Origin of the sequence: Microcystis sp. Msp_OC_L_20101000_S702, assembly GCF_007095705.1 — a bacterium.
In the GTDB taxonomy this organism is placed as follows: domain Bacteria; phylum Cyanobacteriota; class Cyanobacteriia; order Cyanobacteriales; family Microcystaceae; genus Microcystis; species Microcystis ichthyoblabe_A.
The window spans coordinates 1-12,510 of the sequence record NZ_SFBO01000034.1; the positions used below are offsets into that span (position 1 = coordinate 1).

12 protein-coding genes are annotated in these 12,510 nt (G+C 37.4%); 7 read left to right on the forward strand and 5 right to left on the reverse strand.

What is annotated here, in order from left to right; all coding sequences use genetic code 11:
* Nucleotides 1-659: 659 nt before the first annotated feature.
* From EWV60_RS03920 to EWV60_RS03945, 6 genes are all read left to right on the forward strand, one after another.
* Complete coding sequence (locus EWV60_RS03920; RefSeq protein ID WP_287231098.1) at nt 660-959, forward strand: hypothetical protein; 300 nt, start codon at nt 660-662, stop codon at nt 957-959.
* Nucleotides 960-1,119: 160 nt separating this feature from the next.
* A complete protein-coding gene (locus tag EWV60_RS03925; RefSeq protein ID WP_008206034.1) occupies nt 1,120-1,401 on the forward strand; it encodes a type II toxin-antitoxin system RelE/ParE family toxin in 282 nt (93 codons plus the stop codon).
* Between the two features lie 9 nt (nt 1,402-1,410).
* Entirely contained in the window at nt 1,411-1,725 is a 315-nt protein-coding gene (locus tag EWV60_RS03930; protein ID WP_287231102.1) for a HigA family addiction module antitoxin, read from the forward strand.
* A 352-nt stretch (nt 1,726-2,077) separates the two neighbouring features.
* Nucleotides 2,078-2,284 carry a type II toxin-antitoxin system HicB family antitoxin gene (locus tag EWV60_RS03935; RefSeq protein ID WP_002740815.1) on the forward strand — a complete coding sequence of 69 codons (207 nt, stop codon included), beginning with the start codon at nt 2,078-2,080 and terminating at the stop codon, nt 2,282-2,284.
* On the forward strand, nt 2,274-2,495 hold the full coding sequence (locus tag EWV60_RS03940; RefSeq protein ID WP_002790990.1) for a type II toxin-antitoxin system HicA family toxin: 222 nt from the start codon (nt 2,274-2,276) through the stop codon (nt 2,493-2,495). Before EWV60_RS03935 ends, EWV60_RS03940 begins: the two co-directional genes overlap by 11 nt.
* A 125-nt stretch (nt 2,496-2,620) precedes the next feature.
* Nucleotides 2,621-6,175 (forward strand): CHAT domain-containing protein, encoded by a 3,555-nt coding sequence (locus tag EWV60_RS03945; RefSeq protein WP_287231105.1) that lies wholly within the window; start codon nt 2,621-2,623, stop codon nt 6,173-6,175.
* On the opposite strand, the gene EWV60_RS03950 is transcribed toward EWV60_RS03945, so the two are convergent.
* The 5 genes from EWV60_RS03950 to bchL all read right to left on the reverse strand — a co-directional run bounded on the left by EWV60_RS03950 (nt 6,172) and on the right by bchL (nt 11,091).
* Nucleotides 6,172-6,531 carry a hypothetical protein gene (locus tag EWV60_RS03950; protein WP_002759164.1) on the reverse strand — a complete coding sequence of 120 codons (360 nt, stop codon included), beginning with the start codon at nt 6,529-6,531 and terminating at the stop codon, nt 6,172-6,174. The genes EWV60_RS03945 and EWV60_RS03950 overlap by 4 nt on opposite strands.
* 397 nt (nt 6,532-6,928) lie before the next feature.
* Complete coding sequence (locus EWV60_RS03955; protein ID WP_287231107.1) at nt 6,929-7,732, reverse strand: nucleoside phosphorylase; 804 nt, start codon at nt 7,730-7,732, stop codon at nt 6,929-6,931.
* A gap of 77 nt (nt 7,733-7,809) precedes the next feature.
* A complete protein-coding gene (locus tag EWV60_RS03960; protein ID WP_002773285.1) occupies nt 7,810-9,210 on the reverse strand; it encodes a ferredoxin:protochlorophyllide reductase (ATP-dependent) subunit N in 1,401 nt (466 codons plus the stop codon).
* A 16-nt stretch (nt 9,211-9,226) separates the two neighbouring features.
* Nucleotides 9,227-9,991: a DUF5331 domain-containing protein gene (locus EWV60_RS03965; protein ID WP_287231111.1), complete on the reverse strand. Its 765-nt coding sequence runs from the start codon at nt 9,989-9,991 to the stop codon at nt 9,227-9,229.
* A 230-nt stretch (nt 9,992-10,221) separates the two neighbouring features.
* Nucleotides 10,222-11,091 carry a ferredoxin:protochlorophyllide reductase (ATP-dependent) iron-sulfur ATP-binding protein gene (bchL, locus tag EWV60_RS03970; RefSeq protein ID WP_002735653.1) on the reverse strand — a complete coding sequence of 290 codons (870 nt, stop codon included), beginning with the start codon at nt 11,089-11,091 and terminating at the stop codon, nt 10,222-10,224.
* A gap of 458 nt (nt 11,092-11,549) precedes the next feature.
* Between bchL and EWV60_RS03975 the strand changes: the two genes are divergently transcribed.
* A complete protein-coding gene (locus EWV60_RS03975) occupies nt 11,550-12,422 on the forward strand; it encodes a hypothetical protein (protein WP_353734375.1) in 873 nt (290 codons plus the stop codon).
* The last annotated feature ends 88 nt before the right edge of the window (nt 12,423-12,510 follow it).

The following is a 12,510-nucleotide window of genomic DNA, read 5'->3' on the forward strand; positions in this document are numbered from 1 at the left end:
GTTAAGATGTTGGTGGCTCATTTTGGGTCTGATTTGTTTTTGTTAATGATCAGACAGTACCTGATGAGCCTTTCTTTGTCAACTCTTGAGGTTGATGCGTTTCATTTTTGAATTGGCGAATGATGGACTATGATTGGGTTGTTTTTAGACAATTCAATGTCTAAACTATGATTGAGAATGATTGAATGATGGACTATGCTTAGATTGTTTTTAGACAATCCAATGTCTAAAATATGATTGAGAATGATTGAATGATGGACTATGATTGGGTTGTTTTTAGACAACCCAATGTCTAAAATATGATTAAGAATGATTGAATGATGGACTATGCTTAGATTGTTTTTAGACAATCCAATGTCTAAAATATGATTGAGAATGATTGAATGATGGACTATGCTTAGATTGTTTTTAGACAATGCAATGTCTAAAATATGATTGAGAATGATTGAATGATGGACTATGCTTAGATTGTTTTTAGACAATCCAATGTCTAAACTATGATTGAGAATGATTGAATGATGGACTATGCTTAGGTTATCCTTTGTCCTTGATAATCACGAATATTTATTGTATCATATTATATCATTATATCATATGGTCATTCTCTCTCAAAAAAAATCACAGTCCATCACATAATCACATCAATCACAATCAAAATAATGGATGAACAACGCGCCCAAGCTTATGTTAATTTAATTGAACAGTTGCTTGCTTGTGCTGATGGTGAGGAACCCAACATCCTGCAAGCAAATCAGGAATTGATCGATCCCGAATTTTTGCAGGTGATCGAATACATTGCAACAGGGTTAGAAGAACAAGGAAATAATAATCCTGCGGCTTGGTTACGGAATATGGCGCAACAGTTGAGGCAGTTTCTCAACCCTCAAGCGAGAAACATAGAAGAATATGAGGTGTTTTTAACTGTTGGGGACATTGACAACAGGCTAAGGTGTTGTTAGTATGTCCAACATGAAGGCTACCGCGATCATTTGTCGTCGCGTCATCTTGGCCCCAGACGCATTCGCAGAAGTCACTGTCTGGCCTGTTCCCCAACCAGTTCTGCCATTGGAGCATCCTTACGTCATATACTTAAAAGTAGGATAAGAAATTGTTTAGAGAGTGATCCAAAACTTTAAAGATAAAGAAGCTCAAAAAGTTTTTGAACGTAAACATTCGCGTAAATTGCCATTAGATATCCAACAAGTGGCATTGCGAAAATTGCGGATGCTTAATCGTGCGGAAACCCTGCAAGATCTTCGTGTCCCACCAGCAAATCGATTGGAACGTCTGGTTGGTGACAGGGAAGGTCAATATAGCATTCGGGTTAACGATCAATGGCAAATTTGCTTTGTCTGGCAAAACGGTGATGCTCTAGACGTAGAAATCGTTGATTATCATTGAGGTAAAATAATGAATGAAGATAAACTAATGCCAATTCATCCCGGTGAGGTTCTTTTAGAGGAATTTATCAAGCCAATGAACCTTAGTCAGAATCAAATAGCTCTGGCTCTTGGAGTTCCTGAACAATGTATTAACGAAATCGTTCACGGAAAGCGGTGTATCACGGCGGATATAGCTCTTCGGTTAGCTCGTTATTTTGATATTTCACCGCGATTTTGGCTGGGATTACAAATGGATTACGATCTGGACGTTGTTGAAGATGAAATAGGAGATCAATTGGACAAAGAAGTTGCTGTAATGACAGTTATTTGTGCAGAAAAGTAATTTGTTTGATATGTTCTAAGGCAGAAACTTGGAATATATCAAACAAATTTGGCAGCGACCCCCCTTGACAATCACGAATATTTATTGTATCACGTTAAATCATAAGGTTGGTCTCTCTCAAAAAAAATCACAGTTCATCACATAATCACATCAATCACAGTACAGACAATGATGGAAGACTATGCAACAGGGTTAGAAGAACAAAGAAATAATACTCCTGTTGCTTGGTTACGGGATATAAAGTATAGAATCTTGTTATGTAGAAGTCTAAAGCATGATCTATATGATTATTTAATTGACTGTCATTCTAGCCTGACCTATAATCATGGAAAGCTCAATCAGGAAAGTGAAAATGAGACAGGTACTTACAGCGAGAATTTTTCAAGAAGATAATTGGTTTGTTGCCCAATGTTTAGAGGTTGATGTTGCTAGTCAAGGGGAAACGGAAACCGAGGCGTTAAACAATCTGCAAGAGGCTTTAGAATTACATTTTGAACCGCCTTGTGCGACAGTTATTCCCCGATTACAGAAGATAGAGGTAGAAATCAATGCCGCTTAAGCCTTTATCTTATCGTGAGATTAAACGCAAGTTGGAAGCGGCAGGGTTTGAAGTTGTTAGTCAAAAGGGGAGTCATGTTAAGTTTGCCAAGGATACTCCCGAAGGAAAAATGACAACGATTGTTCCCTGTTATAAGGAGGTAACAATCGGTACAATTAGCAGTATTTTAAGGCAAGCGGGATTAAGGGTTGATGAGTTTGAGCGTTTATAGTTAATATCCTCTATAGCATTCTGTGTCATAATCGCCCTATATCAAGGGGACTCATCCTATCATAGAGTCATCCGCCAAAAAACATCATAGTCCCTCATTCAATCATTCTAATCACAGTACAGACAATGAATGAACAACGCGCCGAAGCATATATTAATTTAATAGAACAGTTGCTCGCTTGTACTGATGATGAGGAACTCAATAATATTCTGCAAGCAAATCAGGAATTGATTGATCCCGAATTTTTGCATATGATGGAAAACTATGCAACAGAGTTAGAACAACAAGGAAATAATCATGCGGCTCGGTTACGGAATATGGCGCAACAGTTGGGACAATATCTCAACCTTCAAGCGAGAAGTATAGAGAAATATCAAGACTATTTTAATTTTTTGATGGAAGTATTGCGAAAAATATGGAATGATCCCAGCCCCCATTTGATTTATCCTTGTTTAGCGCAAAATCTGGATAAATTAGATGAAAACTTCGCCATAGTTTTTCATGACTGGGCAAGACAGGCATTAGCAAAAGCTACAACTGAGCAATTTTATTATATTACCAGAGATGCTTTTAATTTGAGCAATTTAATTAGAGAATTTAGACCAAATAATATTACTCTTAAACAAAAAAATGCCATTAAACAAATTGCCATCGAAGGTTATGAAATAGCTTTATTTAACCTTACTTTTAATGCTTTTCCTATAGAATGGGCAAAGACAAAACAAATAATAGCATCTATTTATCTAGATAAAATCACGGGTAAGAAGACTAATGATGTGGAACAAGCAATCTCTTGCTACAAAGAAACTTTAAAAGTATTTACCGAGGAAAAGTTTGCCGAAGATTGGGCAAGAACAATGATTGGATTAGGTCTTGCCTATACAAACAGAACTAAAGGGAATCGATCAGAAAATCTTGAACTTGCCTTTACCTATTGTATGGAGGCACTGAAAGTTTATAGTTTTGAAGCATTTCCTCAAGAATGGGCAATGACTCAAAATAATCTTGGTAATGTTTATAACAATAGAATTATAGGGGATAAAACAGAAAATTTAGAAGGCGGGATTACTGCTTTTACAAAAGCATTAAAAGTTTATACTTTTGAAAATTTTCCTTATGAATGGGCAATGATACATAATAATCTTGCCAATATTTACTTTAATAGAATCAGAGGAAATAAAGCTGACAATTTAGAAACGGCAATTACCAGTTTGAAAGAATCTCTAAAAATCTGGACTTTTGATGCTTTTCCTTATGAACGATCAGGTGTGCTAAGTAATTTAGCAAATGCTTATAATAACAGAATTAAAGGAGATAAAGCAGAGAATCTCGAACAAGCAATTTTTTATTATCAAGAAGCACTACAAGTTAGAACTTTTGAGATTTTCTCCCAAGATTGGGCAGATATACAAAATAATCTGGCTACTGCTTACCTTTACAGAATCAGAGGCGATAAAGCAGAGAATCTGGAAATAGCGATCTCGGCCTATAAAGAGGTACTGAAAGTCTGGAATTTTGACGATTCCCCCTATAAATGGGCGATGACACAAAATAATCTCGGTAATGCTTACCTTAACAGAATTAGAGGAGATAAAGCAGATAATTTAGAAATGGCGATCTTAGCTTATACAGAAGCATTAAAGGTGAGAACTTTTGAGGCTTTTCCTTATGAATGGGCAATGACAAAACAGAATCTTTCTGGTGCTTACCTTGACAGAATTAGGGGAGATAAGACGGAAAATTTAGAAGATGCGATCTCCTTTTCTACAGAAGTATTAAAAGTATATACTTTCGAGGATTTTCCTGAAAATTGGGCAAGGTCACAAAATAATCTGGGAGAAGCTTATAGAAATCGCATCAGAGGGGAAAGGGCAGATAATCTAGAGTTAGCTATTGTTGCTTATAACCTGTCATTAGAAGTATTAACCCCGACTGCTTTTCCTATAGACTGCTTAAGAACAGGACGAAACTTAGGAAAGACTGCTAACTCTATCGAAGACTGGGAAACCGCCATCAAAGGCTACAACTTAGCCATCGAAGCAGTAGAAAATACCCTACTCCAAGCCTTAAACCCTCAACGACAACAAGAAATTCTCTCCGATGCAATGGATGTTTATCATGGCATAGTTCAATCCTATCTCAACCTCGATCAACCAGATCGCGCCTTAGAATACGTTGAACGTAGCAAAACCCGCTATCTAGTCCAACTGCTTACCGATCGAGATATTTATCCTAAAGGTAATATCCCCCAAACGATTATTACCGAATTAGATCGCCTCCGTCGTGCCATTATTGGGGAAGAACAACAGTTAGCCATCCAAGAACAAACCCGCAATAGGGGAGTAATTTTAACCCCAGATCAACAAAAACAACCTATCTTAAATGACTATACTCACCTCAATAAATTAAAACAAGAATTAAATCAATTCATTGACCGTGAAATAACAAAAACAAAAATAGATGAGGATTTTATCTTAACTCAAACGGTTAAGCCTATTCCCTTTCAAGACATTCTATCTTTAACCGATGCTGAAACTTGTCTTTTGCAATGGTATATCACAAGTGAGAAAATACTCGCTTTTGTTGTATCTGCTGATGGAAATATTAACCTTTGGGAATCTTCAGAAGATGATCGAGATAAATTAACTGATTTAATTAATAATTATCTACAGCTTTACTACTCCCAAAATGGCCATCAAGAATGGATAAATCAACTTTCTGACCTCTTGCAAACCTTCTCAGATACCCTACATATTAATGATATTCTGGCACTTATTCCAAATACTTGTAAACGCTTAATTATTATTCCTTATTTGTTTCTGCATATTTTACCCCTTCATGCTTTACCTATTAATGACAATCAAATATTACAAGATAAATATGATGTTCAATATGCCCCTAGTTGTCAATTATTTAAAATTACTCAACAGCGTCAATTAAACGATTTAAACTCCCTTTTTGCCATTCAAAACCCCCAAAATAATCTACTTTTTACGGATTTAGAAGTAGAAATCATTAAAAATTTGTTTGTTCAAAGTGATATTTTAGCCAAACAAAACGCTACTGAAATCGCCATCAAAACTCATCAAAACTTCCCCTTAGCTAACTGTATCCATTTTTCTTGTCATGGTACATTTAACCCTAATAAACCCTTAGAATCTGCTTTAATTCTTACCAAAGAAAAAACAGATCAAGAAGATGGTTATTTAAGATTAGGAGAAATCTTTGAACTGAATTTTAAAAACTGTCGTCTTGTCATGCTTTCTGCTTGCGAAACTGGCTTAATTGATCTTAATTCTATTAGTGATGAATATATCGGTTTACCGAGTGGTTTTCTATTTGCAGGTAGTCCTAGCGTTGTTAGTAGTTTGTGGAAAGTAGGAGAATTATCAACTGCATTTTTACTGATTAAATTTTATGAGACTTTACCCAAAAATCCCCAAAAAGGTGAAATTGCAGTTAGTCTTAAAAATGCTCAAAAATGGCTACAAACCTTAACCCTTGACCAATTTGAACAAGAATTAGAAAGATTTCAACTCCAATTAGATACAATTATCAATCAACTGGGAGGAGGAAAACGCCCAATTTTTAACGAGTCTCTGAAACAAATTCGTCAACGTCAACCCTATCCCTTTAAAAATCCCTATTATTGGGCAGGTTTTATTGCTACAGGATTTTAATCTGTCTCCTTACAAAAAGCATCTAAACCAATATCTTCGACAACAAACAAAACGACGGGAACAACTAAAGTAACGGGAAACTGTAAACATCCTGCGACAATTCCAATCAGTTTAAAGACTTTTTTAGTTTTGGCTGAACAAATAAAAGGACGACATTTTGTCGCTAATTCATCTAAATCTAAGCTTTTATCTGGTTCTGTTCCAGTTTCGCGCATTCTCATTAAAATGATTGCGTCTTGTAAGTTTCCTTCACATTCTTCAATAACATCAAGCGCGGCTAAAGCGTCAGTATTATCCGCTAATTCAACACGGTACTGAGCAATTTCTTCTGATGTTAACTGCGTTGTGTCTGACATAATACCATCCTTAAAGCTAAAACCAATTTTTTCCCATTATCTCATTTTATTAGCTCCTAATCCCACCAAATGCCGTGAGGACAATCCTTCGCTTTAGCTTGTCCGCGACTTTATAATCGTCTCGTCGCTAACGGTCTTGACTTCACCGATGGCAAATTAATCCCGTCAAGATTAGCTTAGAAGACTAGGAAGAAGCGAATTTTTGGGGGTGATAATTTACTTTTGTCAAAAATCATTACATATTCGCCAAAAAATACACTTTTTTGAGCAAATTAATGTACCCTAATTATACAAGGCGATCAATTATTTTGTCCCAGGAATTACGCGCTAAACTTATCTCCTGTTATCCCCAAAGTCAGGAAAAAGAGGAAGTCTTAATGAAGATGATTTCTGAACATTAATCAATTGAGGATAGGGAGAGGTTGCTAACAGTCAATATTGCCACCTGAATCGCTTTTTCGATGGCTTGTTGTTTGCTTTCTAAACTAATCCCTTCCTCTTTGTTTCTTGCGGCAATCACAGCACAAATACAAGCGGCAGTAAATCCATAAACCCCCGCCATTTTAAATAAAGTTCCCGCTTCCATTTCATAATTGAGAATATTTAAACGTCGATATTCTTCCGTAATTCCCTCTAAATGGCGCTGAAGATAAGGGTTAGCAGAAGACAGGATTCTTTCTTGTCCTTCATAAAAACTATCCACAGAAGCGGTAATACCTAAATGATAATTTACTCCCAAAAATTGAGCCGATTTGACTAGAGCAACTGTTAAAAAAGGATCCGCCACTGCGGGATATTCCGGAGGAGCAATATCATTAGCTGCACCTTGCCTACATAAAGCCGCTTGCGAGATAATAATATCACCAATTTTTATTCTATTTTGAATTGCGCCACAAGTACCAATACGAATAATAGTTTTAATTCCCACCTGTATTAATTCATTAACCACAATACTCAAAGATGGCGCACCCATGCCACTGGTAGCCAGAAGAATTGGGGTAGAATTATCTAGATAGCCAAGATAACTATTTAATCCCCGATAATCCGATAGTAAACGTGCATTTTGTAAATAAGTTTCAGCAATATAGCGCGAGCGTTCTGGTTCCCCCGATAATAGGGTGATAGTCGGTTTTGCCGTGCCTAAATCCTCACTGCTAAAGTTGAGATGATAGGGTTTTTGGTGAGATAAGTTATTGGACATTGAAGTGAACTAAATACAGAAAAAAGGTAAGGAATTGATTTTCCTTACCTGATGATTGTACACTTTTGACAACAGAATTACACTTTTGCTGACTCTTTAACTAACTTATCCCAACCCAATTCCTTGAGGTTATTGTTGCGACGCAGGGGACGAGTAGCTAACTCTAAAATATCTCGCGCATTGGTAAAACCATGAATTTGAGCAAATGTAAATTCTACCGACCATTTAGTGTTAATTCCCCGCGCTTCTAAGGGATTTGCATGGGCCATTCCTGTAATCACTAAATCAGGTTTTAACTCGTAAATGCGCTGAATCTGATTGTAGTTATCAGGTTTTTCGATAATTTTCGGGATGGGAACACCCATATCATTACAGGTTTTTTCTAGTAATGCTAATTCGGCCGCTTGGTAGCGTTTATCCATGTAGGGAATACCGATTTCATCACAAGTCATCCCACAGCGAATTAGGAAACGTGCCAGAGAAATTTCTAGTAAATTATCCCCCATAAAGAAGACCGATTTACCGCGCACAAGTTGCAGATAATCCTCTAAACTTTCCCAAATTTTTGCCTCTCTTTCTTCTAATCCCTGGGGTTGTACTCCCAAAACCGAACAGATTTTTTCTATCCAAGCGCGGGTTCCATCCGGACCGATGGGAAAGGGTGCGCCAATTAATTTACACTTACGACGACGCATTAAAGTGGTGGCAGTTCGTGATAGAAAAGGATTGACACCAGCGACATAATAACCTTCTTCAATTACCGGTAATTCAGTAAAACGTTTGGCCGGCAACCAACCATCTATTTTAATTCCTTGTTTTTTTAATTCTAGGGTTAAATTAGTCACAATTGGGTCGGGAACAGAACCAAATAAAACTAAAGGATGATGGTCTTTATATTCCGATTCTTCCTGTTTAATTTCTTCTTTTTTACGTCCAAAAGTTAAGAGTTTCTGGATGGCATTCCGTTCTTCTTTTTCATCTTCATGCTTAACTTTTTCGGGACATTTATGCACCATGGAAGCGAGGACGGTATCTTCTCCCTGGGTAAAGGCATAATCTAAACCATTAGCGCGTGCTGTCACGATAGGAATACCGATTTCTGACTCTAGTTTCGGTGCTAATCCTTCTAAGTCCATTTTGATGATTTCGGTGGTACAAGTACCGATAAAAACGATAACGCTAGGGTTTCTATCTCGTTTAATTTGTAAGCAGAGGCGTTTTAGTTCTTCGTAGTCTTTTAGTTGAGCGGAAATATCCCCTTCTTCTAATTCGGCCATAGCATAACGCGGTTCGGCGAAAATCATCACCCCCATGGCATTTTGCAGGAAGTAACCACAGGTTTTTGTGCCGATAACAAGGAAGAAACTATCTTCGATTTTTTGGTATAACCAAGCAACACAGCTAATTGGACAAAAGGTGTGATAGTTGCCGGTTTCACAATCAAATTGTAAAGCGCTCGGTTCTTGAGTGGCAGTCATGTTTTTAGGTTCTCCTTTAACTTGGTTTATTTAGGTTTTCTCGTTGTAACTCTTGGCGGATTTTTTGCAGTACAGGATCCTCAGTAGGATATAAAGAATTACTTAATTCTCTTTCTTTCTTTTCTAGTTGTTTTTTCTCAGGATCAAAATTTAATCCTAAAACTTCTAGAAGTTTGTTTCCATCGGAATTAAGCTGACAAAAGGGATACATCCACACTGATAATTGAGATTCTAAAACGGTCATTGCACCTATAATGATGTCAGCACTAGGACGTTTACCCCCGTCGGGAGTTTTTCGCCACGAATCTTTAGAATCCATTAAAGACTTAATCCACGGTTGATTGTTTTGGTAGTAATCTAACCATTTATCTGGTAAGATTTTTAGCAATTCCTCAAAAATAATTACTTTGTTTTTTTCGACTGATAATTGTTTTTCTCGGAATCCGTTGAGATATTCAGTGTGCGAATTAGAAATCAGTAATTCTTTTTCCGATTTTTCCAACTCCTTTTTTTCAGAATCAAAATTTAGTCCTAAGACTTCTACCAGTTTGTCCCCATCGGAACTAAGTTGACAAAAGGGATACATCCACACTGATAACTTAGGTTCTAAGGCTGTTGCTGCCGCTATAATTATGTCAGCACTGGGACGTTTACCACCGTCGGGAGTTTTTCGCCACCAGCCTCTAGAATCCATTAAAGACTTAATCCAAGCTTGATTATTTTGGTAGTAATCTAACCATTGCCGCGGTAAGGTGGCTTTTAATTCCTCAAAGTTGCTCATTTTGTCCCCTTGACTGAATAATAATGTTCTCTCTATTAGAATTCCCAATGAGAGGGAAAAATTATCATCATCAAGTCCTCGATAAAACTTCGTGGGTAGGGTGGGTTAAGTGACGATAAGGTTAGTCTATTAACTAATAAGTTAATTATTCGCCGTAACCCAACCAGAAAAAGAGTTTATTGGTGGTTATTGGTGGGTTACGCTGTCCCTAACCCACCCTACAAAATAATCTAAACCATCATTAGATCTAATTCCGCCTCGGCGTTAACTTTGGGTTTATCAGCATTAAGATAGAAATCCGATAATAAAGTGAATAATTCCCGGTCGGCAGATTCTTTGGGAATAACTCCTTCTGGTTTGGCTAAAATCTGATCGGCAATGTTGAGATAATAGTCACAAACGTAACTTAACATCGGATCTTTGTCGGCCATTTCAAAGAGAGTTTGACCTTTAACTCTGGAGACGCGAATATCTTCAATTAAGGGTAAAACTTCTAACACTGGCATGGGAACATGATCCACATATTTATTAATTAAATCGCGTTTTGAGGTGCGATTACCAATTAATCCGGCTAGTCGCAGGGGATGGGTGCGCGCTTTTTCCCGGACGGAAGCAGCGATGCGATTGGCGGCAAAAAGAGCATCAAAGCCGTTATCTGTGACAATTATGCAGTAATCGGCGTAATTTAAGGGTGCGGCAAATCCTCCACAGACCACATCCCCCAAAACATCAAACAAAATCACGTCAAATTCATCAAAAGCGTTCAATTCTTTTAATAATTTCACCGTTTCTCCGACGACGTAACCGCCACAACCAGCACCGGCCGGGGGGCCTCCCGCTTCCACACATTTGACTCCACCGTAACCTTCATAGATAACGTCTTCGGGCCAGATGTCTTCGTAGTGAAAATCTTTTTCTTGTAGGGTATCGATGATTGTGGGAATAAGAAAGCCTGTCAGGGTGAAAGTGCTATCATGCTTGGGGTCACAGCCTATTTGTAGGACTTTTTTGCCTCTTTTGGCTAAAGCAGCCGAAATATTACAGCTTGTTGTCGATTTACCGATGCCACCTTTTCCGTAGACTGCAAGTGTTAAAGGCATGGAAGTTCTCCTAAATGTACGGTTGAATGGTGAGTTTGTTTATCAGTGCTTTGATCGCAATTATTGACCATCTCCCCACCCCTTGGCAAGAGGCTCAATTTTTATCTGCTATAGCTAGAGTGAGAATAAAAGCTTAAAAATTAGATTAACAATTTTTTAGAGCCTATAAAGTCTCTGAAATCGACAAAAACTTATAAAAACAGTTTTATTTATATATTTAATTTAAATGCAAACAATAAACAAAAAACCGCCAAAGCTTTACAAAAACTCGATAAACAGGGTTTTACCGTGCCAAATCCAGATAAAAAAGGTCAAGATAGAGCCAGTCTAGAGACCGATGTCAGATTTTCGTGAATAATCATTACAATTTTCCCGGTCAGCAGATTAAATAAATCGATCCTGAGAAGGATGCCGAAAGGCTGTAGTACAATTAGAACAAAGTACCTGTAGGGTTTCCTATGCGAGTTAAGCAAAAAACGCTGACTACACTCTTATTAGAGAATAAAGCTCCTAAATATCGTCCTTTTCTGGGTTTTTTTCTGGCTGGGTTTCCTTTTCTGTTTTTAGCCTATGTAGTTTTTTCCCAGCGCGCTTATCTCGACTGCATTCGGTTAGGTACAAAAAGGATAGATTGTCAATATGTCCAAGAGTATAATTTTCCTATTTCTAGTCGGGAAAATTTTTCTTTAACTCACATTAAAGCTACGGCTGTCTATCAGGAAGTTTTTATCAGTGTTGAGCAGGAAAAAACTGTTAATAACGCGGTTTTATTGGTCGGAAGAAATAACCATCTCTACATCGAGAATTTTCTAGATGTGCAGTCAGCTAGTGATTTTAAAACTCGATTTGAGAATTTTGTGAATAGATATCAAGCTCGGGAAATTATTTCCAAAAGTCCCCTAGATACCTTGTCAGCACTGCTAGAACAGCATCATAATTATCCCTATTATCTCTGGGGTATGTTATGCTTATTCTCTGGTCTATTGTTATTTTATGATGCCAGCTATTGGGAGAGTTATGTCTTTAATCAGGGTACCGCCACCCTAACCCGTAGGCGACAACATTTAATTTTTAGAAGTGAAAGCGATTATCTTCTAAAGAGAATTGTTGAGGCAAAGATAGAAGATTACAATGGCTTTTTAGAGTCTAATTACCGAGGGATTATTTTAATCTTATCCAACGGGGAAAAAATTATTCTCAATCGCCGGTTACTGGAATCTATCAGTAACGGAAAAAGGGAAGAAAAAATCCTAGCAATGATTGCCGAAAAGTTAAACTTAACTCAAGAAGACCTGTTAATCGGTTCTTCGTTACTTGGTATGGTGCGATAGGGGGGCATAAATTGACTAAATCCTTATCTGGCAAGAGACTTAATTGATTAGTTCGCTCTAGATCAAAAACAATTGACAAAAATCGCCA